General features: G+C 59.3%; 30 protein-coding genes. All 30 read right to left on the bottom strand.

The window, feature by feature from the left end; genetic code table 11:
* Position 1 precedes the first annotated feature (1 nt).
* The 30 genes from ACFOGH_RS05545 to ACFOGH_RS05690 all read right to left on the bottom strand — a co-directional run bounded on the left by ACFOGH_RS05545 (position 2) and on the right by ACFOGH_RS05690 (position 25,704).
* Positions 2 to 349 (bottom strand): hypothetical protein, encoded by a 348-nt coding sequence (locus ACFOGH_RS05545; RefSeq protein WP_380072067.1) that lies wholly within the window; start codon positions 347 to 349, stop codon positions 2 to 4.
* Positions 349 to 903 carry a hypothetical protein gene (locus ACFOGH_RS05550; protein WP_380072068.1) on the bottom strand — a complete coding sequence of 185 codons (555 nt, stop codon included), beginning with the start codon at positions 901 to 903 and terminating at the stop codon, positions 349 to 351. Before ACFOGH_RS05550 ends, ACFOGH_RS05545 begins: the two co-directional genes overlap by 1 nt.
* A 72-nt stretch (positions 904 to 975) precedes the next feature.
* Positions 976 to 1,173, bottom strand: a complete 198-nt coding sequence (locus ACFOGH_RS05555; protein WP_380072069.1) for a hypothetical protein — start codon at positions 1,171 to 1,173, stop codon at positions 976 to 978.
* A gap of 73 nt (positions 1,174 to 1,246) precedes the next feature.
* Complete coding sequence (locus ACFOGH_RS05560; RefSeq protein WP_380072070.1) at positions 1,247 to 1,927, bottom strand: glycoside hydrolase family 19 protein; 681 nt, start codon at positions 1,925 to 1,927, stop codon at positions 1,247 to 1,249.
* Positions 1,924 to 2,274: a hypothetical protein gene (locus ACFOGH_RS05565; RefSeq protein WP_380072071.1), complete on the bottom strand. Its 351-nt coding sequence runs from the start codon at positions 2,272 to 2,274 to the stop codon at positions 1,924 to 1,926. The genes ACFOGH_RS05560 and ACFOGH_RS05565 overlap by 4 nt, the downstream gene beginning before the upstream one ends.
* Positions 2,271 to 2,699 carry a hypothetical protein gene (locus tag ACFOGH_RS05570; protein WP_380072072.1) on the bottom strand — a complete coding sequence of 143 codons (429 nt, stop codon included), beginning with the start codon at positions 2,697 to 2,699 and terminating at the stop codon, positions 2,271 to 2,273. Before ACFOGH_RS05570 ends, ACFOGH_RS05565 begins: the two co-directional genes overlap by 4 nt.
* Complete coding sequence (locus ACFOGH_RS05575) at positions 2,699 to 3,697, bottom strand: hypothetical protein (RefSeq protein WP_380072073.1); 999 nt, start codon at positions 3,695 to 3,697, stop codon at positions 2,699 to 2,701. The genes ACFOGH_RS05570 and ACFOGH_RS05575 overlap by 1 nt, the downstream gene beginning before the upstream one ends.
* A complete protein-coding gene (locus ACFOGH_RS05580) occupies positions 3,694 to 7,884 on the bottom strand; it encodes a hypothetical protein (RefSeq protein WP_380072074.1) in 4,191 nt (1,396 codons plus the stop codon). Before ACFOGH_RS05580 ends, ACFOGH_RS05575 begins: the two co-directional genes overlap by 4 nt.
* 97 nt (positions 7,885 to 7,981) lie before the next feature.
* Entirely contained in the window at positions 7,982 to 8,257 is a 276-nt protein-coding gene (locus tag ACFOGH_RS05585; protein ID WP_380072075.1) for a hypothetical protein, read from the bottom strand.
* A gap of 98 nt (positions 8,258 to 8,355) precedes the next feature.
* The gene (locus ACFOGH_RS05590) at positions 8,356 to 8,904 is read right to left on the bottom strand and encodes a hypothetical protein (protein ID WP_380072076.1); all 549 of its coding nucleotides are present in this window, start codon (positions 8,902 to 8,904) and stop codon (positions 8,356 to 8,358) included.
* 94 nt (positions 8,905 to 8,998) lie between these two features.
* The gene (locus tag ACFOGH_RS05595; protein WP_380072077.1) at positions 8,999 to 9,433 is read right to left on the bottom strand and encodes a hypothetical protein; all 435 of its coding nucleotides are present in this window, start codon (positions 9,431 to 9,433) and stop codon (positions 8,999 to 9,001) included.
* Positions 9,434 to 9,468: 35 nt separating this feature from the next.
* Positions 9,469 to 9,813: a hypothetical protein gene (locus tag ACFOGH_RS05600; protein WP_380072078.1), complete on the bottom strand. Its 345-nt coding sequence runs from the start codon at positions 9,811 to 9,813 to the stop codon at positions 9,469 to 9,471.
* Positions 9,814 to 9,823: 10 nt separating this feature from the next.
* Positions 9,824 to 10,198, bottom strand: a complete 375-nt coding sequence (locus tag ACFOGH_RS05605) for a hypothetical protein (RefSeq protein WP_380072079.1) — start codon at positions 10,196 to 10,198, stop codon at positions 9,824 to 9,826.
* Positions 10,199 to 10,205: 7 nt separating this feature from the next.
* Positions 10,206 to 10,550, bottom strand: coding sequence for a hypothetical protein (locus ACFOGH_RS05610; protein WP_380072080.1), 345 nt, complete (start codon positions 10,548 to 10,550; stop codon positions 10,206 to 10,208).
* A gap of 44 nt (positions 10,551 to 10,594) precedes the next feature.
* Positions 10,595 to 11,014, bottom strand: a complete 420-nt coding sequence (locus tag ACFOGH_RS05615; protein WP_380072081.1) for a hypothetical protein — start codon at positions 11,012 to 11,014, stop codon at positions 10,595 to 10,597.
* Positions 11,011 to 11,337: a head-tail joining protein gene (locus tag ACFOGH_RS05620; RefSeq protein ID WP_380072082.1), complete on the bottom strand. Its 327-nt coding sequence runs from the start codon at positions 11,335 to 11,337 to the stop codon at positions 11,011 to 11,013. Before ACFOGH_RS05620 ends, ACFOGH_RS05615 begins: the two co-directional genes overlap by 4 nt.
* On the bottom strand, positions 11,337 to 11,669 hold the full coding sequence (locus ACFOGH_RS05625) for a DUF2190 family protein (protein WP_380072083.1): 333 nt from the start codon (positions 11,667 to 11,669) through the stop codon (positions 11,337 to 11,339). The genes ACFOGH_RS05620 and ACFOGH_RS05625 overlap by 1 nt, the downstream gene beginning before the upstream one ends.
* 84 nt (positions 11,670 to 11,753) lie before the next feature.
* Positions 11,754 to 13,853 (bottom strand): head maturation protease, ClpP-related, encoded by a 2,100-nt coding sequence (locus ACFOGH_RS05630; protein ID WP_380072084.1) that lies wholly within the window; start codon positions 13,851 to 13,853, stop codon positions 11,754 to 11,756.
* Between the two features lie 19 nt (positions 13,854 to 13,872).
* Positions 13,873 to 15,351, bottom strand: a complete 1,479-nt coding sequence (locus ACFOGH_RS05635; RefSeq protein WP_380072085.1) for a phage portal protein — start codon at positions 15,349 to 15,351, stop codon at positions 13,873 to 13,875.
* A 1-nt stretch (position 15,352) separates the two neighbouring features.
* Positions 15,353 to 15,580, bottom strand: coding sequence for a phage head-tail joining protein (locus ACFOGH_RS05640; RefSeq protein WP_380072086.1), 228 nt, complete (start codon positions 15,578 to 15,580; stop codon positions 15,353 to 15,355).
* A complete protein-coding gene (locus tag ACFOGH_RS05645; RefSeq protein ID WP_380072087.1) occupies positions 15,565 to 17,715 on the bottom strand; it encodes a terminase gpA endonuclease subunit in 2,151 nt (716 codons plus the stop codon). Before ACFOGH_RS05645 ends, ACFOGH_RS05640 begins: the two co-directional genes overlap by 16 nt.
* A gap of 8 nt (positions 17,716 to 17,723) precedes the next feature.
* Entirely contained in the window at positions 17,724 to 18,347 is a 624-nt protein-coding gene (locus ACFOGH_RS05650) for a DUF1441 family protein (protein WP_380072088.1), read from the bottom strand.
* Positions 18,348 to 18,504: 157 nt separating this feature from the next.
* On the bottom strand, positions 18,505 to 19,227 hold the full coding sequence (locus tag ACFOGH_RS05655; protein ID WP_380072089.1) for a hypothetical protein: 723 nt from the start codon (positions 19,225 to 19,227) through the stop codon (positions 18,505 to 18,507).
* A 94-nt stretch (positions 19,228 to 19,321) separates the two neighbouring features.
* Positions 19,322 to 19,984, bottom strand: coding sequence for a hypothetical protein (locus ACFOGH_RS05660; protein ID WP_380072090.1), 663 nt, complete (start codon positions 19,982 to 19,984; stop codon positions 19,322 to 19,324).
* A gap of 437 nt (positions 19,985 to 20,421) precedes the next feature.
* On the bottom strand, positions 20,422 to 22,284 hold the full coding sequence (locus ACFOGH_RS05665) for a phage/plasmid primase, P4 family (RefSeq protein ID WP_380072091.1): 1,863 nt from the start codon (positions 22,282 to 22,284) through the stop codon (positions 20,422 to 20,424).
* A 1-nt stretch (position 22,285) separates the two neighbouring features.
* Entirely contained in the window at positions 22,286 to 22,519 is a 234-nt protein-coding gene (locus ACFOGH_RS05670; RefSeq protein WP_380072092.1) for a hypothetical protein, read from the bottom strand.
* Positions 22,520 to 22,524: 5 nt separating this feature from the next.
* The gene (locus ACFOGH_RS05675; RefSeq protein WP_380072093.1) at positions 22,525 to 22,875 is read right to left on the bottom strand and encodes a hypothetical protein; all 351 of its coding nucleotides are present in this window, start codon (positions 22,873 to 22,875) and stop codon (positions 22,525 to 22,527) included.
* A complete protein-coding gene (locus ACFOGH_RS05680) occupies positions 22,868 to 24,001 on the bottom strand; it encodes a DUF7146 domain-containing protein (protein ID WP_380072094.1) in 1,134 nt (377 codons plus the stop codon). Before ACFOGH_RS05680 ends, ACFOGH_RS05675 begins: the two co-directional genes overlap by 8 nt.
* A gap of 36 nt (positions 24,002 to 24,037) precedes the next feature.
* Positions 24,038 to 24,331 (bottom strand): hypothetical protein, encoded by a 294-nt coding sequence (locus tag ACFOGH_RS05685; protein ID WP_380072095.1) that lies wholly within the window; start codon positions 24,329 to 24,331, stop codon positions 24,038 to 24,040.
* Positions 24,328 to 25,704: a DeoR family transcriptional regulator gene (locus ACFOGH_RS05690; RefSeq protein WP_380072096.1), complete on the bottom strand. Its 1,377-nt coding sequence runs from the start codon at positions 25,702 to 25,704 to the stop codon at positions 24,328 to 24,330. The genes ACFOGH_RS05685 and ACFOGH_RS05690 overlap by 4 nt, the downstream gene beginning before the upstream one ends.
* Positions 25,705 to 25,733: the final 29 nt, after the last annotated feature.

A 25,733-nucleotide genomic window follows, 5' to 3' on the forward strand; every position in this document is an offset into this window, starting at 1 on the left:
CTCAGTGCGAGAAAAGGTTTTGATTGAGGGCAATATCCATGCCGACCATCTGCGTGCCTGTCAGAATATCCGCCGCAGCCGCCGTGACATAAACCACCGCCGCCCCGCTCAGGCTCAGGACAGATCCCGTGCTGGATTGTTCAAAGGATCTGGAAAGGATCGTGCCCGCGGCGCTGTAAGTGCCGGTGCCGATTTCCCAAGCCGTGCCGTCCTCGATGACATAGCGGACCTTCGCGCCATCGGTGACGCCAGCAGCCGCGAAGGTCTGAAACCCAGCGACGGCCGAGCCGAGGGTGATCGCCCCCGTCCCGGTCGTGGCTGTGGTCATCTTGGCCCGATCTGCGAACATCAGAGCGAGGCCGTATAGGTGACGTTCAGCGTGTCGCCCGATGTCACGGCCTTATTGCCGCCCGCGAAGGAACCACAGGAATACAGGATTCCGGTGGTGCCCGACTTGGCGTTGACCGAGGCAAGGAAGCAGCCGGCGACGGTGGCGGTCGCGTTGATGTTGAACGCTGTGGCCGTCGATGCCTTAGCGCCAGCGGCAGCCGCGCCGAAGGCAGGCGCAGGGCGCGTGGCGTTGGAATATGGCACCGCCTCGGTCCAGCCCGAGTGCGAGGCCATCGTGTCAGCCGCGGCGTAGGTCGGTGCGGACCCGCCATCCACCAGACCGAGGAACCAAGCCGCCGTGTAGGCCGAGCCTGCCAGATACTTATCCAGCGCATCGTTCTTGCCGGCGGTGGTGACAAGGTTCTCGATCGTGTCGGTCCAGCGGATCTCGCCATCCGGCCCGATACACTCGACGGTGTAGAAGCCGTGCGCTTCCGCTACCTCGGCCATGCCGCCACCGCGCACGATTTCAGCGCCGGCCGAGGCGGTCGCCTGCAAAACTTCATTCGTCATTGGGTTGCCTTTCAGGGCTTGGAATTATGACGCGGGCCGATCAAAGCCCGCGCCACTCATCAGATCAGGCGGTTATTTCTTGCCGAACTTGCCGAAGATGCCCCCAGTGATTACGCCGCCGCCAAGCAGCGATGTCAGGAGCGTTACCGGCTTAACCATAAAAACATCTGCGGCCATATCGTAGGTGATCAGGCCTGCATAAGCGGCAGGGAGCGCCGCAATGACGGTGGAGAGGACGTAAAGCCCGAGGCGGATATAGACAGGATTCATGGCTGGCTCCTATGCCAAAAGGCCACGCGGGATGCGTGGCGGGGGGATCGAATTGTGAGGGGTTGCAGGTCGGTTAGAGGGCGAAGGTGACGACAGGTTGCCCCGTCAGCGCTTTGTGCAGAACGCTGCGGGTGATCGGGCCGATCATACCATCGGCTTTAAGCCCGTGGGCACGCTGGAAGGATTTGGCATCTGCTGACCCTGAGAGGAACAGCGAGGCGGCGACGGTCAGCCGGATTCGATCCGTGAGGCCGTTGGTGCCGCCGTTGATGCACTTGGTTACAGCGGTGATGTCGCCAGCATCGGCCAGCTTGTTGATCTTGCGGGTATCCCAATACCAGATCGGGCCAAGGCCTTCCCACGGATCGGTGACAACCGCGTCAGGGCTGGCGGTGAAATCCGGGGCCGATGGATTGAACTTACGGCACCAAGCGGTGAAGCCCGCATAGTTCGCCCGCCCCGTGATCTGGATCGGCCCCCTGCCCCTGAACCGATAGCCGTCACCATCAAGGGCGGCGGTATTGCCGAGATCGGTTCTGGTATCATAGCGCGTCTGCGCGGGCGTCGGCCCCCAGATTTCGCGGTCGTATTTCCAGCAGCCGCTTTCATGCGCCAATTGGCCGAGGTAATGCGCCAGGCGGTGCGGCCGGTCCAAGCCGACCGGCTGCATGACAAGGCCAGAGATAGTGCTGACCATATTTGCGTTGACCGGGGCACCCGCGAGTTTCGAGAGGAAAGCGGGGGTGACAATCATTTCTTGCTGCCCCCCTGCAATACCTGCCGCAGCAGATCGTTGGTTTCGCGCTGATTGTCTTTGACCTCATCCACTGACTGCTTGAGCGCATCGTAGCGGGCGAGGCCAGCGGCGGCATTGTTTTCCAGCACGCGCACGCGGCCTTCGACTTGCGCACTGGACGCTTGGATCACCGACAGCGCCGTGGTGACGGCCTGCGTGGACTGGCTCAGGCCGGTGATCGTGCTGGCCCCATACCAGATCGCCCCGACAATGCTGACGAGCATCGACCAAGCCAGAGGTTTCGCCAGCGTGATGCCACGGTCGGAATTTTCAATCATCGGTTTGCCTGTTTCAGTGTGGGTCATGCGTCCACCGCCTTGATGATCGCATAGGAAATCTGCGGCGCTTCGGTGGCGGTGCCCGCCAAGGCGCTGACGGAAATGGTGAAGCTGCCCGCTGCCGCCTTTGTCGCGAATTGGTAGAGGTTGGCCCCGGTGCGCTGGGTGACGATGATCACATCGCCCAATTCGGCAAAGGAGTTGGTGACGACAAAGCTGGCCCAAGTTGCTGACCCTGCCGCCGAGACCAAGTTGATCCGCCCACAGATTTTGTTGAGCGTGACACCTGTGACCCGCGAGGTCGCTTGCGTCACCGCGCCGCCAGACCCGGTGCCGTAGCCCAAGCCTGCGGCGAACAGCGTGAACAGCCACGCCAGGAACGCATCCATATCCGCGCGAAACGTGGATGGTGTCGCCCGGTTCGGGGCGTTTGGTGGTGCTTGAAGTGGCATCAGATCATCCCTTCGACTTCGAGCGCTGCATAGGCCCGGTCAGGTGTTGCGTAGGTGGTATTGTAGTCTTTGACGTAGCCGTAGATGGCGATGCCCTGATTGGCATCGCCTGCGGTCGGGTAGTAAACGCATGGGGTTGCCCGAAGGCTGGTGATTAGGGCCTGAACCCTGTTGCGATCGACTGTCGCGATCTCAATCTCAAACGAGGCGTTCTGGCTGTAAGCGCGCTGAACAATCGTCACCGTGCCGTATTCGTCGATGTTCTTCTTTGAATAATCGACAAGCTGGATCTTTGCATCGGAATGGCAGCGGCCAAGTTCGCGCGATTGGCCCACCACGATTTCACCGATGCCGATAGGTGCCTCAAATGTCGTCAGGGCATCGTAGGAAATCTCGATATAAAGTTGCGACAGATTGGTCGATCCCCACCCATCAAAGCCCTCAAAAACGAAGTCCCTGCGATAGGTCAAATCGCCGAAACAATAATCCCAGGCATCAACGATTTGAGTGTCGTCGAGCGCCCGAATTGTCAGATCGGTTTGCTTGGTCCCGTTTTGGTCATAGAAATATGCCCTGACCTGCGAGCAATCCGTCGCCAGAACTGCCACGGTGTCAAAGGCACCCAATCCGGTTAAGCTGAAGGTGAATTTGTTGGCCTTTTGCGAGATCAGGCCGGGAAAAGCCCAAAGCCCAAGCCCGGTCGCATCGAACGTCGATGACCCGAGAACAGTTGCAGGACTTTGCGAAATGAAGCCATCAAACGGACGCCAGATCTGCATAGACCCAATTCGCGCCCATTTTGTGGGAAACGCTTCTGGATCTTCGCCGGCATTGGTTGCGATGATGCACTTGTATTGGGATTTGGTCGGCAGGTAACACCGAATGGTTCCAACCGGATACGCGACACCGCTATTCCATGCAGCATAATCGCTCATTTGGTTGAAGTTTACGGCATACCAATTTGTTTCCGTCACCTTGATCGGCTTTATAACTTTCATGCGCGCACCTCTGGCATACCGTTGATCTCCCAATTTTCGGCGATCTTCCGCGTCTTGCGGTTTTCATCGAGGTTCTGTGTGTCAAGCTGGCGGCTCTGATCCTGGAACGAGGCCACCTGCTGTCGTAGGCTGCGCAATTCATTAACCACCGCCTCAAAGCCACCGGCATTGCTGCCTCCACGAAGCATCCGCTCGGTCTGGCTGGCGTTGAAGATGCGGGATGGCCCAGTCGCTTCCAATTCTGGCCCGTTCTCGCCGACGATCCTCAGTCCGCCCGCGTGCATCCCCCCGGCGGCAAAGCCGCGAGCGTTGTCGGGGCGCTCATGCCTACTGCCGCCATTGATCCTATCCCGAAGCACCCTGGCTGCTTCTGCTGCGGCCGCCGCCGTCTCTGCCGCCAGCGTTGCCGCAGCTTCCGCTGCCAATCTTGACGCCTCAGCGGCAGCAGCTTCCTCTGCCAATCTTGCAGCCTCTGCCGCGGCCGCAGCAGCCTGAGCCGCCGCATCTGCCGCAGCCCGCGCCGCCCGGTCAGCAACGTCCTGATTTATCGCTGCAACAAGTGCTGCAAGGCCAGTGGTCAGCACCCCCATCGGGGCCGCAAGTTGCGCAACCAGATCGGTATTGCCTATCCCGATCTGGGTTTGCAGAGTGCCGAGGCTCGCGGTCAATGTGGCGAGATAGGCCGCGTCGTTTCCGCCGCCGGTCAGGTAATCGCTGATCGTTTGCAGAACCGTCAACTGATCGCCCAGCAGAGTGGCCAAGGTATCAAGGCTCGCCGCCCGCACGTCAGACGAGTTGGCCACCTGCGTCAGTCCTGCCAGCACCTGAGCCTGTGCAAGCGCAGCCTCCTGCGTGGTGGTGGCCGTCTCACCCGAACTGGTCAGCAGCGCATCTGCGGCGCCGGTCAGTTGGCCTGCGGCCTCGAGATTGCCCGCAAGCGCCGCTGCCAGCAGGCCTTGGAACTGCGCTTGGTTGAACGCCAAGGCCCGCGCGCCGGTCGTCATCGCAGAGGTTTGCCCGCGCATGTCGGCGATGTATTTGCGCAGCGCCTTGGCGGTATCGCGCCAAGCGTTTGCTGCGTTCAAGGCATCGCTCTGCGCGCTCTGGGTGGCGGCGATCATCGCCGAGAGGCCAGTCTGCACATCACCGACCAGCGTGGCGATGGCCGCGGTAAACGATGAAACCTGCGGCAGCACCTGATCCATGACGCCGGACATACTGACCAGCGCCGCAAACAACTCACGACCAGATTCGGTCGTCAAATCCTGCACCTCGATCATCGCCCGATATTCGTCGCGCGACTGCGGCATAGAGACGTTCAACCTTGCTAGCGCCTCGGTGGCCTGCCTGGTCGCCGTCGCGTTGCGTTCGGCCTCGGTGTAGAATTTGTTGTAGTAGTTCCCGACCGCCGTGCTGAGAGCATCCAGACCGCCGAACTCATCGGCAAGCTGCGATGCCATATCTGCGCCGATCAAACCGACTGCGCGGAAGGACAGGCCCAGTGTGTCGGCCATCAGATTGACAGCCTTCATAGATTGGGTCAGTCGGGTCAGCGCTGCCATAGCGCCTTCACCGTCATGCACAAAGTCTGTCAGACCCGTCGCCAGTTCCGCGAAATCATCGCCCAGGCCGTTGATTGCCTTCTGGATCGCGGCCAAAGCCTGATCTTCGCTCAGCCCTTTCGTCGAAATTTGCAGTTGCTTTGAGAACGTATCGAACGCATCGCTGCCGATCCCCAACAACCCAGCCATGTCGATGATGCCCTGCTGCATGTCACCGATGGCGCGGCTGATCGGGTCCGCGACCTCTGCATCGGCTGCCGTGTAAGTGGTCTTTTTCTTCGTCGATAGACCCCAGAAGCGCGTTTTCTTCACTCGGCTGAACGTCTCGACTGCTGTTTCCAAGCCGTTGACGGTAAGCCGCAGACCTGCGTCGAGTTGAACGGTTTTGGTTTTGAAGAATGAGAAGATCGCGCCGACTGCGAGAAGCGGCAAGGCAAGCGCGCCCACGGCAGCCCCAAAGCCAGCGAGGCTGGTGGTTGCGCCACCAAGCACCGATGAGAGGTATGTCCCGGCAGTCGCCAGACCGCCTCCAGCCCCAGTCAGAGCGGTGAGGAGACCAGATGCGCCAGAGAACAGCGAGGCACCGAAGCCAGCGATACCACTCAGGATATTCCCAACGCCACCGGCAGCTTGACCTGCCGCCCCACCAGCTGCACCGGCAATAGCAGAGCCTGGAACACCGCCCAAGCCAAGTGCCAGCATGATCTTGTTTTTCAGCGCGTAGGCGATCATTTGCTTGATCGTATTGACCAGCAAATCCTTGATGCTCTTCATCCCGCCGCTGAAGCCATCGACCATCTGATCAACAAAACTGCCGATGCCGCTGGTCACAAAACCCTTCATCGTATCAGCGTATTCTTTGGCAGCCTCGGCAGCGGCTTTTGCAGCTTTTTTCGTGGCTTTCTCAGCCTCGCTCATCGCGGCCTTTGTCGCCTTTCCAGCGCCGTTCGCGGCATTCGCAGTTTTTACCAAAGCTGTATGTTGTTCCTGCAGCGCCACATTTGTCTGCAAAGCAGCATCGTAGGCCTCAAGCTGCGATGCAGCCTGTTTGCGGATGATGGCATCCTCGCTGCCGAGCATGGGCGCCAGCTTCGCGCGCTGCTCCGCCAGCTGTCCCGCAGCAGTTGCAGCAGCAACAGTTGAACCGGCTAGCAGCGCAGCGTTGCTGGCCGCTGTAGCGATGTTGGTGAAGTTCATGCCCTCGATGGCACTGCGCAAACCTGCAGCATACCCATAAGCTTGGCTGAGTGCCGATGAGAGACCAAGGGCCTCACTTGCGGCATTGTTCAGCGCAACTGCAATTGGAGGCACGCCGTTCTCAATACGCAGAAGCATATCTCGAACCGCATCAAGCGCAAATTTATTGGAGTCTATCTGCCTTGATACAAGATCAAATTCTAGCCCAGACTTCTTCGCGCTCTCACGCTGAACAACAAGCTGAGCGTTAATTTCTTCAAGACCAACCTTCATGTTTTCCAGCGCATTTTGCGCCGTAGTCGGATCTAGAAAGCCTTGCGCCAATTGATCGCGAACTTGAGCCATAGCTTCGAGCTGCGCGGCTTGGGCGTCGAGAGTGGCCTGCAATTCAGCCTGAACATTCGCCAGCGCCGCCTTTGCTGCAGCCTGGTCTGCCAAAAGCTTGTTTTGATCCATTTGCAGCAAGGCAGCCCGGGTTGCTGCCTCGGCCTGTAGCGCAGCCACCCGCTGGGAACTCCCGCTGATCACTGCTGCTGCATATTCGGCCTCAAGCGCTTTAGCGCTGCTCATATCTGACGTAATTTGAGACAGCGCTTCGGAATATTGTTTGGTGGCCGCGGCAGAAAGTTCCGTCGACGTTTTGCTCGAAACGAGTGTGCTGATAAGCGGAATCATCGCACCTGCAGCAATGCCTGCAAATACGCCCAAGGTGCCGAAGGCCAGCAAAATATCCGGTAACTGAACGGCCAATGCAGCGAGCCAGTTACCCGTCATCCCACCGACCTGAGCAACCTGATTCAACTGCAATCCAAGGCTTCGGAGGCCGCCACCAGCAGCAAAGCCGGATTTTTGACCAAGGTCAGCAACGGCATTCGCGGTCTTTTGCGCAACAGGTGCCAGGCCAAGATATTTGGCCTCTGCCATGCCCAAAACGCGGTTTGCCTCTCCTTGAGAGATCACGCCCGCTTTAACGGCGGCATTAAGCCGTTCCTGCGCGGCTTCATACTGCTTTGATGCTGCGAAGACAGGATCAAGCTGGGTGCGGAGCGACGTATAGCCACGCGTCGCTGTTTCAACGGCAGATGCATTTTCAAGCTGGGCACGCGCCGCGCGCTGCGCTGCAGTTTCGACGCCCATATACTTCGCCGCAGCCTGTTCCAGAACGATATTGGCAGCGCGCTGGCTGACGGTGCCCAACTCGACCATGCCCGCCAGTTGACGCTGAACAGCAGCGTAACTTTGTGCTGATGCATATGCAGGATCGACCGAACTGCGCAGTTGATCGAACGACCGCGCCTGCCCTGCGACAGATTGCGTGATCCGCTCACTGGCGCGCACCATCGTCTCAGCCATACCGCCGGCAATCTTGCCAGTGGCACGGGCACCAGATTCAAACTGGCTGAAATCAAGGCCAAGCGTGGCGCGCATTGCGCCGGTCGGTGCTGCTGACATTCAGATGGCCTTTGGACAAAACGAAAGACCCCGCAGCCAATCGGCAGCGGGGTTGAACAGGTGTGAAAGGTGATCAGGGTTGATCTGACTCGGACGCGGAAGCAGCCAATGCGATCTCTACTGGCGACATCGCCAAGGGCTCAACGCCAGCGCGCCACCCCTGAAAATAGGCGGCGCACATCTCAAACAGCGCCTCAAACTCCCAAGGCTCGCTGATCCTGCCTGTGCCTCTTGCAAAAGCGTCGATGGTGATCCAGTCGGCAGCAACTTCATCCATGCCGGTGCTGATGGTCGGGCCCATCTTGAACATCGCATCGACCAGATACTGCCCGGCATCCAAATCCGGCAACAAAAGCGGCTCGCGTTCATGCTGCAACTGCTGCAACCGGTTCCGCTCCCAAGTTTTCGGCTTGGAATGGAGATAGCCCCATTGCCGCGCCGTAAGGATCAGCCTTTCAACGTTTGCTGCAAAAAACCCTCATCCTGCGCGGCATCCAGCACCTGCTGGGCAAACGACGGTTTGTGCCAGCGGGCCTCATACTCTGCCTTGCGGTCTTCGAATTGTTCCGAGGACTCGCCTGGCCCAATGGTCAGAGCAGAAGAACGCATCAGATGTTCCATACTGAGGAAATTCAGGTCCAGGAACCATTTGATATCGTCGTCTGAGGTGGTGAGATCGCGAAGCTTTCCATCATCCCCCATCCGCTGAACAGCCACGAAGCCCACGATCAACCGGGAAGCGGATTTGACCAGGTCATCATGAATATCACTGATCATCTTCGCATCTTCCGAGGCCTTTGCGCCGCGGGGCGATTTCATGCGCGCCGCATGTTCGGCCTTGATTGCCGCTTGATAAGACCGCGACGAAAGCCCGCGCACGATGAAACAGCAGGGCTTATCGTCATAAACGATCGGCTCGCCCGTTTGTTGGTCGCGGATCTGTACAGTGCGCCCAGTCTCAGCAGCTTTGCGGGTGTCAAAAGTCGAGAAATCCATTACACGTCCTCATGTTAACGAAAATCGGGCTGGGCGGGATCAACCCGGCGCCAGCCCGACAAAGCAGTTGAAGGCTCAGCCGAAGCTGGCCCTATCAGACGCGAACGGTGGCGCTGTTGACGCGAACTTCGCCCGACAAACCTTTGTAGCTGCCCGGCGCGCGTTCATTGTCTTTCACGTTGGCAATTTTGCCGTAGAAATACGCGATCTTCCCATCCGGGTCTGTGATCTTGAAGGACAAATCGACATTGTTATTCGAGTTATTCACCAACAACGTTTGACCGGCGTCGGTATCGAAGCGGACGGAAAACGGGATTGCGCCGCCGTCCTTGACACCGTTGACGTGTTCAGTGCGGCCCTCGAGCAGTTCGATGGCAATGTCGGCAGATGAATCGCCCACCGAGCCAAAGGACGCGATTTTGCCGACAGTGGTATAGGTCAGAGCATTGAAGCCCGAGGCATCAATGGTTGCAGGCGTGGCGACCGAGACGGCGATGACCGCCCCGATATAGGAAATTGCAGCAGCCATAACAGGCTCCTTTCATGCAGGTTGAGGTGGGACGGTTACTTTTTGCGCGGGGCGGCATCAGCTTCCTGCTTTTCAGCAAGAGCCTTCAAACCGGCCGCGTTTTCTTCTGCTGCGACGGCAAGCTGCCGGTCAGCCTCGGCCTGTGCCGCAGCTTCGGGCAGCGCCTCGATAACGGTCAGCGGCACCGCGACGCCATCCGGGTCGATTTCCTCGTCGTATTCGAGCGTGATCTGCCCAGACAGGGCAAGGCCACCCAGCGTCGGCGCATTGTCCGTGCAGCGCAGAACATCATTGGTGGTTTTCAGTTCACCGTCGGCAGGGACAACGTGTCCAGTGTTCAGCGTCAGCGGGCGCTTGGCGGGGTTGATAATCTTGGCCATGTGCGGCTCCTTAGATGGGGTTGAGCAGACCGGCGAGCAGGCCCGCGCCGGAGGTGATCGTGATGGTGCCCTGCAAGAACGCCGGGATCGTATCCAGCCAGAGCAGCTTGTTTTGCAGGGTGGTGATCGCGAAGGCCGGATAGCCGCCCGACACAGTTCGCAGCCCCCAGCCGGCAAGAGGCACCGTGACGCCGTCGCCACCATCAATCAGCGGCGAAAGCGTGCCGCCGGTGGGGTTGCGCAGAAACAGGATCTGCCCGGTGCCGCGGCGAAATTCGAATGTGTCCGATGCGCCGAGAGTGGTCAGCGTCATCGGTGCAAAAACACCGGCCCCAGGTGCGGTATTGAACACGCGCGGAAGCGGCGTCGGGGTGATAAGTGCCATTGCTACCTCACAGGGTAAGGATCGCGATCAGGCCAGCGCCCGCCGTGATCGTGTTGGTGGGGGACAGCAGTTTGTATTGTTCGTCCAGATTGACGACAATCATCTGCCCAGCGGTGACAGGCACAGCAACACCAGCGCTGACAGCGACTGGAATGCCCAATTCTGCCGGGTAGAACAGCGTGGCTGTGTCACCCACGATGGTCGGAGTGATCGTACTTCCCGTGGGGTTGAACAGGAACAGCAGCTGGCCCGCGCCCGGCGTATAGGCGAAGGTGTCGCTCGCGGTCAGGGTGTTGGAGACAGCGGTGCGCTGACCCGACCCCTGCGAGGTTGTGGTGGCAATCGCTGCCATGGGTTATCCTTTTCGAATGAAGGTTTTAGCCCCGACAGACCAAATCAGGATTGTCCGTCGAGACCGCGGTGATAAGTGACCCGAAAATTGACGATGGCCGTGCCGATCCGCTGTTCGCCGTCGCCGTTGAGGGCGAGGGTCAAATCTTCTGGAAAGCAGCGATAGCCTGCGCCCATGATCGCAGCACAGACACAAATCTCGATCGCATCAGCGTCTGCATCGAGGTCATCTTCCAATTCATCGCCACCAAGCCGTTTGACGACGACCTGAAGCAATGTAGACCGTTCAAACATGTCGAACGTCTCGGGCGAAACCCGCTCCTGTGGCGTCACAACTCCAAGAACTGGCAGAGCATCCGCCGAGATGTTTCCCGCCCAAGCCGACATCTGCGTCAATTCGATCATCCGAAGATCGTTAGCCAGCGCGTCTCGGGCCAAGGTACGGAATAGCGAGCGATGATTCATGCTGTCACCAATTCCAACTCGCAAATCACAGCGGCGTCCGCAGCCGGTGATCCCGAAGGCCATATGTTTTTGACGGCATAGGCCTTGCCATTGGCGGGCGATATTTTGTCGCCCCGCGCCAGTTCCGGGACAAGGTTGCGGCGCACACGCCAAGTTGGTGCAACGATCAGGACGGGATGCCCATCCTGATCTGTTGCTTCAATCGGAGTCTCACGAAAGACCGATTGAACATCGCGGGATGGACCGCCTTTGGGCAGGTAAGGCACCGGCGCTCCCAGCACAGAAGCCGTGACGCCCGCAAGACCGTCAAAGACCGAGGTCATTAACGAACGCAGCCATCCAGCAGAACAACACCTGTGGCAGTCGGGTTGACAGCAATAGCCAACGCAGTACCGACAAGGGTATTCGCGGACGATGTGGTCGTGAAGTTTTTGGCAGCATCGTCCCAATAGATCTTGTCGCCAACTGCCCATGCCTGAGCCGAGACTTTTGCCACGGTAAAGACGCCTTCTCGCGACAACAAGACGGGGTCGGTGATGACAGCAGAGTGTTGAGCAATGCCGATGATTGCACCCACTTTGGCACCCGCACCGGACGCAACGGCATAGGGAGCCGGGACGGTGATGGTATTGCCTGCTTGAACATAGTTCTTCATTTTCGTCTCCGAATTTTAGGGGTGAAATGACGAAGGGCGACCCGAATGGCCGCCCCTTCGTCAGGTCATGTTGTCAAATGAGGCTTATGCGCCGGCGTTCTTGAAGCCACCGCGCCAGTCGATCGCACCGCAACCGAAGTCATGTTCCAACGACATCGAGGTGCCCTGAACACCGAAGGGATTGTCGATACGGAACCGTGGCGCCGAATAGCCATCCAACAGCCCCCATTCGAAGCAGGCGGCTTCGGCAGCATCCGCAAACAGATACCAGGCATTGCCCGTGATCTTTGCGGTGGTCACAACCTCCAAACGGCCCGAGAATGGGTTAACGTTGTTCGATTGCGCCGCCAGAACGGGCGCCACCAGTTGCTCAGCTTCAGTCTGCTTATCCGGGCCCACCAGAAGGATGGATGCTGAGATATCCAAATCATTGCCATCCAAGCTTTTATGCTTGCGGATGGCAGCACGGCCAATGCCGAGCGATGCGATGGTGATCGCCGCAGCGGCAGCTGCTTTGGTCAAGTCGGTGGTGTTGAACACCTGACGGGTCGTTTCCAGCAAGGTTGGCCCATCAGCGTTCGCACCGCTGAGTGCCATGGCGTAGAAAGTAGATTCTTCAAAGCGTGCAACGGCCGCACCACGGTCATTCAGAATTTGCTGGATGCCGTTCAGCGAGTCATTGACCAACATCTGGCGGCTGAAGTTCACCATGATGCCGTAGGCTTTGACTGCGGTTTTCTCTTTCGATTCCGAGAAGTTGCCAGACTGGATCTCGCCGCCCTCGGGATTGACGGCCTGAAGCGTCGGGAAATCACCGACCCGCACCGTCGAATGGTCGCGGAAGTCTTGGTATGTGCGCTGACGGGCAATCCGCCGATAGGTCGGCATTGCCGAATTGTAGCGTGCGGCCAAAGCCCGGTTCAGAGCGTTTTCGAACAAGATCGGGAAGTCGCTCGTGGTGTTGAAAGCCGCCATCAACACCTGTTCACGTGCCGCAAAATTGCCCGGAACCCGCGATTGACCCATGCGCTCTGCAGCCATTTCGACCAGCGAATGCGTCATGAAAGCGCGGGCGGCTTCGCTCGGCTCTGCGCGGCTCAGACGCGCCACCAGAGAGTCCTCCATCGCCATGCGGCGGGTTTCGGTTTCGTCCTGACCACGCGGCACCGGCGCAACGCGGTTTGGCATGGGTTCGCGAGCCGCCATCGTGGTCAGCATGCGGCTGCGCGCCGTGACCACGTCGCTGCCATCGCTGATCAGGGCGGTGACATCGGCTTCGGTCAGACGGCCCGATTCCATGAAGGGTTGAGCCGCAGCGCGAATATCCTGCGCGCGGGTGCGCTCGGCCAGCATGATCGCATTTGCATCAACCGGCGCAGCCATCAAAGGCTGGGACGGGTTCGTCGGAGCCGCCGGAGCGGCCGGGGTGGGATTCGGCATGACTGCCTCCTGTGCTGTGGCCAGCATGGCCGGGATACCGCTCGACGCGGCGGGGGGTCGGGCAGGCTGCACGCCTGTTGCCGAACGATGGGCGGTCAGGTGCGCGAGAAATTTCGCGCGTTGATCCGCCATAATGGTTTGTGTTTGAGCCAACGACATTTGCGCGACTGCGGCTGGTTGCTGCGCCGACGCATTGCCTTCCTGCGATACCGCATCCGCAAAGCCTTCTGAGATGGCTTCCTCGGCAGAGTACCAAGTCTCGTTTGCCATGATTGCCAGCATCTCTGCTTGGGTTTTGCCCGATGCTTTGGCGTAGACAGTGGCATAGATCGCGGCGAGCTTATCGAGATTATCCGCCTCTTTGCGCAGGGTCTGAGCCTCCCCCCAAGCCCCACCCGAGGGGTTATGGATCATCAGGAACGACCCAATGCTCATCTCGCGCACTGTGCCTGCCATAAATAACAATGACGCAGCCGAGGCAGCTTGTCCCTCAACGATGATCCGCGTGCCCCCAGGATGGCTCGCAAGGATTGCACGAATGGCTTCGCCCGCCACAACCTCACCACCAACGGAACAAAGCCGAACGGTGACTTGACCTTCTCCCAACTCACCTAGCGCATCGCGCACCAAGGCGGGCGAAAAGTAGTTGGCATTATCCCACATCCAAGATGCGGAATCGTCCGTCAGAATGTAGCCGGAAAGCACCAGCTCGCCGCCGATGATCAGATCGGTGCCTCGTTTCATCTCAATCTCCCTTTGGGAATTAGGCGGGCGTTGCAGCCTTTGCCTTGCGGGTCTCCGCAGCGGTTTTTGGTGGAGTGACGGCTGCTGTCGTCAATTTTGCATCAGCGTCTTTTTGGACATCGTCAGCGCGTTCGCGCCGCACCCGGTCCGGGTCGACACCCAGCTTGCGCTGCACACCCTGACGGCTCTTGATTCCGGCATCAATCGCCTTGATTTCGGCGTCGATCTCATCGTTCGGGTCGATCAACGGGCGGCGCGGCGCCGTCCAATCTATCGCAAAGACCTCGCGGGCAAGTTCAGCTTCGGAGATCAGTTTCCAAGCATCTGCAACCCAGCGCCCAATGCCGCGACAAAACTGGCCGATCATCAGGTGTTCCTGCCAACCTTCGACATTGCGATCCATTTCCATCCGGCCCATCCGGCCAGAGCTAAAATTGACCCCGGACAAATCTCCTGTCAGCGATTCCCGCGTTATGCCAATGCCCATTGCAATTGCGCCCAGGCCCTCGCGCATAAACTCACCATAGCCATCAACGCGGGGTGGAGTGGTGAAGGTCACCGTGGATCCAGCCGGCGCGCTGACCAAGGCACCGGGCTCAAGATCCTCTAGGCCTTTTGTTGAATTGCTGGGATTCTGTCCCTGCGCATCGTCATTGGTAATCACCCCCGCCAGAAGCGCCGCCATACGCTGTTTCAGGATCTGTGCTTCCTGATAATCCGACAACTCACCCATGGTCAGCATGACCGGCGCAAGCCAGGGCACACCGCGCAGCTGGCCGGGGCGATCGAAGCGGCGCAGATGAATGATATCCTGCCACACCACCCGCTCGCTTTCCATCGTGGTATTTAGCCGCGCTGAGCCCGGATGCTCTTTATACAGCCAATATGCCTGCACATCCCCGATCGGGCCGTACTCCACACCTTCAATGACGGGGTTTGCGCCGTTGCTGACCTTGGACAAATCCAGATAGTCCGCCTCGATCAGTTCGACCTGAAAACCAAGCGGGAGCGCGCGCGCATATTGCCCGGTGCGAATCCGGCGACGCGCCAATACTTCGCCATCGGTGAAGACGGCACGCATGGCGACGACCTGCATCTCCATCAAATCATACTCGCCACGCGCATCAATCGCTGGGCTCATCAGATGGGCACGCAGTTTTGCCTCGATTTTATCGCGGGTCTCCTGCGTTTTGTGATCTACGGAAAACGCGATACCTGTCCCAACCACGTTCGTTACAACCACTTCGCGGGCGCGCAGTGCATAGGGGCGATTGCGCATCATGTCGCGGCTGAGCTGGCGCAGCTGCGCGCGCGATGCCATAGCGGCAGCATCTCCATCCGTTGAGGGGGCTTTCCACCCATAGGTGCGGCGACCCTTCGACGCCGCATCATAGTTCATCAGATGGTTGCCTGCGATCCGGGCTCGCATACGCGCAACCCCCGCCTTTGGCGCAAAATCCAATACGACGCGGTCGATCAGCTTTCCGAACGCACTCATATCAAAGACCCCTGCCTGTGCGCGGATAAATCACTGCAAAACCACCTCGGGACACCCCCGCAAGTTCCGCATCGACCATTGCAAGCGCCGCCCGGAGCTCGGCCATAGAGGCATACTCGACTTCCTCGCCGTTGATGCGCACACGCTTGGCACCTCGGGCGATAGCGGCTCTGAGATTGTCTGCGTCTGTTTGCGTAAATGCCATGATCGTCCTTACCTGCGCAGCCATTTGATGGTGCGTTTCTCTGCCGACGCGGGCGATGGGCGTTGATCTCCGCCAACTCGCCCCTGCCCCGTCCAAACAGCAAACGAGTTGACCTCGGAAAGCGTCATCCACTCTGGCGGTGAAGCCGGATCTATCCGATTCAATCCCCGATATTCCGCCAAGGCCTGCGCCTGCACCGAAAGGTCGAGCGTTTCATTTCGCACAACACCTTGGCGTTTATCGTAACCATCCTCACCACGGCGTTCGGCCAGCAGCTCAGTCAACCGTTCCTCTTCCAGCCACTTCGGCACAGGATATGAGCCCGGCCCCTCATCCATGCGAGCAACAGCGGCCAGAACGGTATCCTTCAGTCGATCGACTGCCATATTCATCAGCTTGATCGCCCGCGCCTTTTTGCCCTTCGATCCGCGATCCGGCGTGGCATACCAAACCCGATCGGGGATCTTGAAACCGCCGCGACCGATCGACAGAAAAACGAGATGGCCTTTCCCGTCACGCTTGAGTTTGCGCCAAAGCTTTTCCGCATTGTCTGACCAGCCCGGTGGGCCGTTGAAATCCAAGACCATGGCCGATGTTTTCAGCGACCAATCCGACCCCTGCACGGGATAAATGCGGTCGAGAAGCGGCAATAGAACGTGAGCATCTTCCGCATACTTGCCAGGATCAATTGCCCGATACCGGCCTTCTGAGTCCTTTGCCCGCGGTGATGCGTCAAGCGGTTGCCGAAGATCAAACCGATCAACCAACATGCGCTGGCCCTGCAACCCCCAAGCCGTCACCGCAACCGCAAACCAGCTGCCGTTTGTATCCACCGAAGTGGTCAGGAACCGCGCCCAGCTCGGGCAGGTTTGCGTCGGAATATCCCGCGCTGAATCCCGCAGCGCCTGAACCGTAACTGCGCCAGCCTCGTCTGTCTCGCGGCGGGCATAGGGCTGGCCGATTTCGGTGTAATAGACCTGCGACATTTTGATGTCATCGCCGGTCGCCTCAAACTCTCTGCGCGCAGCCTCATATCGCGTGACCAGGTCAATCCAGTTTGCAAAGGCTGCGGCGGCGCCGTCCAATGCCCAGCTTGCAATCTGCGTCTGCCGCAAGTCCGCATCGGATAGGCGGCACAACACTCGCTGCCCCTGATCGTTCAACCTTGTCGACTCGTGCAGCCATCCACCACGATCTTTCAAAGCTAGGCGGTTGAGATGCACCTTGTGTCGATGCGCGATCAGCGTGCCACAGTGTGGGCAGACCATTTCCGCACCTTCAGCAGCGGCGCCGGGGTCAAGGCTGTCATCATAGCGCAGGCGGTCAAAGCGCGGCTCGAACAGACCCTCACAATCCGGGCACTCCCAATGCCAGCGACCTCTGGTGCCTTCATTGTAGATCTGCCCGATCCCAGCACTGACGGGCGGAAACGCATTGGGGTTGGCAGCATCGGCACGCCAGTTTGTATCCGTAACCGGAAACGCCGGCGTGCTTTCCACCAGCACCATGCCACGCGACATGAAAGACTTGATACGGCCCAAAGCCATGGTCCAGGGCGAACCCTCTGGGCTGTCCTTTGGGCCAAGGCGTTGCGGCATATGGTCGTAATCGGTTAGCAGAACCATCCGCTGCGACCGGCTGGAAAGCTGGTTTGCAACCGGATAGCCGATGGTCAGACGCATCCCCTTGAACCGCTTCCGACTAAACGTGCTGTCATCCCGCGACGACCCCAAGCGTTCACGGATAAACGGGCTGTTGGCAATGATGGGGTCGAGCTTCTCCTCGACCCATGCGTTGGCATCGGCTTGCGTCATGTGGATCACTTGCACCGGGCCGGGGTTGCACATGACAGCGTGCATCGAGACGCTTTGGAGCATCACCGTTTTGCCTGATTGCGAGGGTCCAACAAAACAGCAAGTTTTAAACCGGCGCGACTGGGTCGTATCGGCAGGCTCGACCATGTAAGGCGTCACGTTGCGATCGAAGCCGCGCCATGACCCGCCAAGCGGAATGCGCATAAACCGCTCTGCTGCATCCGTCACGGTGATCCGGTTCGGTGGATCGAGCAGCGGAAGGCTATCGCGCAGAACTTCCTCTGGCGTGACAAACGGCGGTAGCGGAAGCACCCGCTGGACTTGGCGGGCAGAGGTATCGGCCATGAGCACCATTAGACGACCAACTCGCCTTGCTGCGCACCCAAGGGGATCACGCCACCGCCGCCGATCATCCGCTCGCAGATCTGGCGAGCTTCTTGGCGAATGGCATCGGCTTTATCCTGCAACTGCTGAACTTGGTCAGGCGTCAGGCCAAACTCCAGCTCGGCCCAGTCAGGCAGCGTATCCATGGCGGTGCCGAACGCGACGATCAAATCTTCAACCGCTTGCTGAACGCGCGACGTGCGCATCAATTCGCCGCGCTGCTCGGCAGCACGGTTGCGGTGGTACTCGGCCTCAGCCCAAGCCCGCACCTCAGCAGCCGTCATGTGGCTGTTGGCTTCGTCCTCATCAGCATCGAGGTTGCGGAAGGCCAATGCGGCTTGCGTGGCCAGCTGATCGCCGCGACGCTTGGCTGCCATTGCCTCTTCATCGCGCGACTGCTTCCACGCCCAGCAATGTGATAGGCAAAATTCGTATGCGACACCGTTTTGACCGGCACTCTGCACGGGCATGCCTTGCAGCACCCACTTGCTGATCGTGTTTTCTGACATGTTGAATGCCAGAGCCAGTTGAGCGCGGTTGAGAACACCATCCTCTACCCCCTCAGGCAGCGGAAAGCGCGACAGATCAACCACACTCCCATCTGCGAGAGTGAGGATAGACGACATTGAAATTCCCTTCATAATCAAGCACAAGAACCGTAACACCCACCCCCGGCGAAAAAATCGCTGCCCCATGTAACGGGGTGCGAATTACCCGTGTGCGTGTTTTGGCCAGGAAGGACCCCAGCCTTTATCCATTGGCCCCAAACCGCTTGTTGAGCATTTGGCCGATGGTGCGGGCAAGATGACCCGGAAGTTTTTGCTGCCATACCTCGGCAGCCGTATCGAAAAACCCGAGGCGCTGTTGATAGACTGGCACCTTGGCCGAGATATGCGCGACCACGCCGATCTGACCCGATGCGGTGCGCTTGTAGATATCGGGCGACAATCCCCGCTTCGGGATGAAGTATGTCGCCCGCTTGCCATTGCGCTTCTTTGAGGCTGCGGTGGTGTTAGCCGCCCCGTCACGCTGGGCCATCAAACCTGATAGCACCTGATTGCGTTCACCAGCCGACCAGTTGCCGTAAGCATCAAGCCGCGCGTTGTCGGCTGGTATGATCGACTGGATCACACCTTCATAGGCAAGGCTTCGAGACAAGAGACGCTCAAAGCCCGACTGCGGTCTCTGTCCGCCGCTTTCCTCTACCTTCAGATAATGACGCGACCCAACCAAGGGCCGCTCTTGCACCACAGCCTCTGGCCGGTTGGCTTGAGCCTTCACCACCATGAAAGCGTTTTGCGTGAAGCGTGTTGGCCTGTCGAACACCACCTTCATGCGATCTTGGATATGATCCAGCACTTCATCGGCTGTGTCATTCAACGCCCAAGCTACCGCGACACCAACATCACGACTGGCAAGAGCCTGCAAAGCAGAGGTGAAGGCAGATGTGTCAAGGCGCAGCCCTGTGCTCACATCTCTACCCTACCTCTGAAATGCAAACGACCGGAGGGTTTCCCATCCGGTCGCAATTAGTCTCGTGGCAAAATGTCAATATAAGCTGTTTGTGTCAAGCGGCTTTGTGAGAAGACGCTTTAATGTCTGGTTTATCTAATACTTCCCATGGGGCAGACGCTGGCAACACTTCTGTCAGAGCGATGTTTTCCAACGCACAATCGAGGGTGCTGCGCAAATGCAGCAGAGCCAGCCGCCAGCCTAAGTATCGCCGCCGTACCATGCCGATCTGCGAGGCTGTCGGTATGTAGGTTACTGGGCAGGCCAAAACATCAAAACGAGTTCGGCGCCCTCGCTTTCCCGGAATATCCAACGTCTCCACCACCACCGTTTTAGCAGACGCCCCAAACTGGTTCTCACGTGACCATTGCCGCGGCACACAACGAGGGGTCATGTTGATCTGCCATTCTGGTTCGATGCCAGCCCTTGCCCACCCAGCCATATCTGCCGCCATGGCCTTACCACCCAAGGCCACCGGCAAGCCAGCGAGCGCAGCGGCAATGGTCTCGGCATCACTGGCCGGGCGGCTGCTTCCACCACCGTCAATCTGACAGCCCAACGCACCGCGCTGCATCATAAGCCAGATGGTGGACATGCCGGGCCGTGCACCCTGTGGCGAAAGGTCATCAAAGTCCAACTGGGCATGTTCGACACCGAAGGCCCATTCCAGCGCCGCCTTGATCGACATCTCTCGTTTGGCGGTGGTTTTTCTTTTCATGCCGATCTCCAATTACCAGATTTAGCGGTTTTTAGGTTGTTCTTAACTACTCGTAGTTTTTTTTGTTTTTTTCAGGGAGGGGATGGAGAGGATAGAAGGTAAAAGGGAGAGGATAGATTGCCGAACGCTGAAAAGATGAAACGTAACGAAATCAGAGAGTTGAACGGAAACGGGAGAGGATGGAGAGGATGGAGGGGATAAATCTGACCCCCACATAGAGATACATTCCCTTCCACTTCCCCCAGACCCCGTATTCGCGCGCGCATGCGGCGGGTTGCAATTATCCCCTCCATCCTCTCCATCCCCTCCCAAAACGCCGCAAACCTCTGATCTTTCAACACTTCCCCCCGACCCCTTGAACCAACTCCATCCCCTCCGAAGGCATACTATCCCCTCCATCCCCTCCGGTTTTTGCAAGACTGGGGTGCGGGGCGGCATCAATAGTCATCCCCATAACGGTTGGGGTCGGCAGCTTGGCCGAGGCTCAGGGCGCGTCCCTCGGTATTCTTCGGGGCAAGATCCCAATCTCGGCGGAAGATGTCTGTCAACCGCAGGCCGTCATAGCCGTTGAACCGACCCGTCTCGCGCGCCACGAACTGCTTGCCGGTCTTTGGTGATCGCCATCGGCGCGAGTGCTCTTTCATGTTGGTCGAGATCGTTCGTTCTTTGAACGGCGTCTCACCCTTCTGCATCTGCCAGAACATGAAACACAGCATCAGCTCGCGCGATGACAGGCTGTCACGCTCATCCCCCGTCACGATGCAGGCCTGATCCAGAAACTTGCCATAGGGGTCAGCATCCTTGCGCAGCGTGTCTGTGGCCGCCATCACCTGCTCGGGTGGGGATAATCCGCCCTCAAGGTAAAACCGTGCCCCATCGACCAGCCAGTTCAGGATGCCGGGCCCCTCGGCCATCATGCGCTGCACCAGCATGGGGTCGCGCTCTTCCTTCGGGATCTGCACATCAAACGGGACAATCATCAACCGGCGCCAGATGCCGTCATCCATGCCGCGGATGTCGGGGGCGTGGTTGCCACCGATGGTCAGTTTGAATCGGGGCTCGGCCTCAAAGAAGTTCTCATTCAGGGCGCGCACCAGGATCGGCTCTCCGCCGGTCAACTGTTTGATCAGCCCCTCTTGCCACTGGACGCCCTTTTCTGGCTCCGAGGCGCGCACCATGCGTGCACCGACGATGTTGATCAGGTCCGGTGTCGCATCGCCGCCAGACCTGCGGTTCTGCCCCGTCAAACTTTCGATCTTGGCAGTCGCAGCATAGCTGCCGAGCAACCGCGCCATCAGATCGACCATGGCTGATTTGCCGTTTGCGCCCATCCCAAAGAAGAACGCCAAAGCCTGCTCATTCGTAAGGCCAAGCATCGAGTATCCGAACCAGCGCTGTAGAAAGGACTGCATTTGCGGGTCGGGCATAATCCGGTCAAGAAAGGCATAGAAAATCGGACAGCGCGCGGAGTTATCGTAGGCCGTTGCCATGATCTTTGTCATCCGCAGCGCGCGATCATGCGGCAACGTTTCGACATTAACCGCAGGATAAGTGCCTGGGCGCGGCGTTACGTTGAATCGCAGCACACCACTCAATGTGTTCACATCGAGATGTCGCGTGTCGAGATCCTCGACCTTCACTGCCAGCGGGACTTCGGCCTCGGTCATTGCCGCTTTGATCTTGGCAGTGTTGCCGGTCGATCGAGCAAAGGTGCGATGGGCGGTACGTATTTTGGAAAGCGATGTCTTGTAGCCGTCGATCACGCCGAGCTCGTGGCGCACGCGGGCGATAGAAGCGATGGTCTCGGCAGACAGCTTGCCATCCTCATCAGTCTGCTTTTCCAGAGTGTCACGCTCCAACTTCAGGGCGCGTTCTTCCGCGATCATCAGCATCTTTTCTTCTGACAGCACCAGATATGGCACTTCTGCCAGCACCAGCTCAGACAGGCGCTGCGCTTTGCGGCGGGCGGCGATCATATCAGGATCTACCGCCCAAACATGACCATCCCAGACGTGCCAACCCACGCGCGGCACGAACATCACATCCTCGCCAAAGTGCAAAACGAACCGCTGCCCATTGCCCAGATCATTGATTGGGAAGGTCGAGGCCTCGCGCAGCGCCTCCGCACTTTCACCCTCGGCCGAGAGCGGCGTATAGTCCGGTTCCATACCCTGATAGGGGTCATCATCGCCGCCCTGCCCTGCATCTTCGCTGGGGTGCGGGGCCATATCGTCCGGCAATTCAACATCGCGGGCATCGGCCAGCACGCGCCGCACGGATTCAAGGTTTGGCTCAGTCATCTCATATTTCCTGCGCTGCACGCACCGCACGCTCGAGGGCATGCAAGTCCGCTTCGTAAAACTGCGCCCAAGGGCCGGGTTTTCCCGGCACGGGCTTTTTGCCATCGGGCAGGCGAGACCAGAGGTCACGATAGAGCTTCAGCCACTTGGGCAGGTCTGCCAGCACCACCACGTTGGACCATCGGCCCCCTTCCATCCGTGCAGTGCGCGTGGTGGCATCGAGGGTGATGGTCATGTTAGTCACCGCGGCAACTGCGAGACGTAGGCCGCTTTGAGTAGCTTCCGGCGCAAGGCGTGTTTGTTGAGCACAACAGGTCCGGCATCGCCGGAGATCATGCGCGGTGGCGTCGTAACCGCCAGTTTTTCCGCAACTGACCGGAGCACCGCGAACCGGATAGAGCGGCCTTCGTCATGCGCGTTGTAGTAGTTCCAGTTCGCCTCAATCGACTGTGGCGCATAGTTTCCTGCCCACGTCAGTGGATAGCAGTAGCCCGCATCGTCTGGACGCCAGAACGTAATAAAGGGGTTTTTCTTGAATTCTGACCTTATGTCACAAATCAAGTACTGCTGATGTTCTTGGGCGTCACTCATCGCCCTCCCCTCCCAACAAAACGTCATTCAGATCGAGGCCGTCCGGGCACGGCGCGATCTGGCCGCGCAGGCCGGGGCGATGCACCATGGCGCGTCGAATGCCCGCCTCAAGCTGGGCTTGCGTTGCGCGCGGGTCGGAATCGCCATCCTTGACAAAGATCAGCCGATCAACCCACGGCGGCGGCAAGAACGCCTCGGTATCCTCCAGATCGGGAATGCCGGCGAACTTCAGCCCCCGGCCTGTGATGCGCTGGCCTGACATGTTGCCCAGATCGACGCCTGCCCAATAGTGCGCGCCGGGGTAGTAAGCCGCGATCAGCGCTGACAGCGTGGTTTCAATGCCTTCGGCCATCACCAGAGTGCGGTTATCTGCCGCGCCGTTGTGCAGGCGAATTGCCCCGCCCTTCTTGGCACCCCAGCCCTTTTTGCGCGCCAGCGGCGCGGCCGTCACAGGATCGAGAATGCGGACCTTGCCCTGCGGCTGCGCCAAATCGAACCAGGTGCGGTGCACTGCGCTGAAACGATCATTCTGGCCCTGCACTGCCGCCAGCATTGCGGGGCCCCGGTGAATCTCGATCCACTTGTTGCTGCTGCCCCGATCTGGGTTTGGCACCATGTAGGGCAAGGCCGGGTGAAACCGCAGGCACGCGGGCAACTTCGGGAACAGAGCGCGCGTGATGCCCCGCAGCGCCAGATAGTCGCGCACCGGACTATCCTCGGCGGGCCTACCAGCTTCCCAGATCTCGCGCCCTTCGCGGACCGCCTTGTCGTGATAGGCCTTGGCCTCTCGGGCCTTGCGCGCCTTGTTCTCGGCATCGCGCGCGGCCCGCTTGGCGATCTCTGCGGCAGATAGTTCCTGCTTTGGCCCGCAGATCCATTCCAATGCCGGCAGGAACTCCATGCCCATGACAAACATCACAAGCCCGATCTCATCGCCCTTGCCGCCACACCGGCGGCAGTTGAACTGGCCCTTGCGGGTGTTGATCGAAAACCGATCAGTGCCACCACAGATTGGGCATGGCCCTGTCCACTCCACCCCGGCCCGCTTCAGCCCGGAGATATCCAGCTGCTGCATGATCGTGGCAATGCCTTTGCGCTTCGCATCGGCGATCCGATGATCGGTCATCTGCATAGCGCGGGCCCCAGCACTCTGGATATGCGATCAGCCATGAATGTCCCGCCGATCCAGACCCACAGGCGCCGGCCGCAGCACCGCGACTATGGCGCCACGCAAGGCACGGGCAAGGCTGACCATATGTTCGTCATCGCGCCGGCGTGTTGGCAGATCGCGGGCAATTGCCCATGCGCAGGCCAGAACCCCGGCATAGTCCGGGCCCGCCAACTCGAGCCGCTGCACCAGACGCAGGGCACGCGCGCTGGTCAGCGCATCAGTGATGGTCTCTTGCGCCACCGCTGTTGCTTCAAACAGCACACCGATTTCATCGCGGGATTTCATGCTGCCACCCGCTCTGTTTGATTGGCCTGCCGTCCAGTCAGACCCAGTTCCAGCAGATGCCGCGATACGCTGGCCTTCTTGAGACCAGTTTCCGCCATGATCTCGGCATAGCTCTTACCGGCGCCCCGCATCTCCGCGATCCGCGCCTGCAACTGCTTCACCCGGTCGGTCATACCTGGGCGCGGGCGCCCGGCCCAAGTATCGACGTAGCCGCGCGGCAGATGCAGACCAAGCGCTTTGAGATGGCGAGAAATGGCATTGCGGCCCAGCCCGGTTGCTTGCTTGATCGCAGCCCGATCCGCGCCCTTGGCATGTAGATCCCTGATGATCGCCCGATGCGACTCGACTGCATCCTTGATCGCACCCCGCAAGCCGCGAGCAGGCAGCTTCGTGCGCATCTGCAAAGCTGCAAGATCGCGGGAAATCGTCTGCTTGCTGACGCCAAACTGTTGCATCAGATCCGCAACCGTCACCTGCATCAGATCCATCGCGGCGATATCTGCCCGGCGTCTGTCGCGCACCGCCTGCCGCTCGACGGGTGAAAGTCGGATGGTGGCCATCGCGCGCCAATTTGGTGGACGCGGCCACTGCAGTTCCAGCGATGCCATATCCCGCCGCATCTGATGGGTGGTGCGGCCAATCTGGGCTGCATAGGCATCAAGATCAGCCCGCGTCAGATCCCGACCCAAACCATTGATCATCGCCCGCAGTGCCGCCAGCCGTTGCTGCGATACTTGCTGCAATGCCGAAGGGCGCGCAGTTGGCTTAGCCGTTGCCACACGAACCAGCACTGGCTGTTTTGCCCGTTCCTTCACCAACCGCGGCGGCTTCGGCTTTGCAGCCGCGATCATCTTGCGCGATGTGGTGAACGGAATGCGCAGCACATTGCGCGCCACATCTTTGACAGTGGTAGCCGAAACACCGATCTCGGCGGCAATGGCTTCCGCGCCCCAACCCTGCGCCATGTAGGCCCGGATGCTGGCATTGCGGTCCTCTCGGCCCACCTGAGAATTGCGCGAAGGAATGGCGATCAATCCAAGCCGCTTGCGATCATTGGCCACAACCGACTGATGTTCGCCCAACTGCGCCGCGATCGCCGCATCGTGCAGCCCCTCTGCATGCAGTGCTGCAACCTGTAGCCGTCGATTGATAGCCTTCGGGCTAACGTTCCGATTGCGATAATTGGCAAGCTGCTTGCTGCGCCACGATGTGCGCGCTTCCGCCGTATAGACCAACTGCGAGCCATCCCAGATCGGCAGCGGCGTAGCCGAAACACCACGTGGCACCAATTGCACCGCCTTTGCGGAAACTGGCATCCCATAGCGCGCCGCAACATCTGCCGCGACCTGTGCGGCATAGGATTGATCCGTCATAACTGCCCCCGTCATCTGCTTTGAAACTG

It is taken from the genome of Cypionkella sinensis, assembly GCF_042646385.1.
Lineage (GTDB): Bacteria > Pseudomonadota > Alphaproteobacteria > Rhodobacterales > Rhodobacteraceae > Cypionkella > Cypionkella sinensis.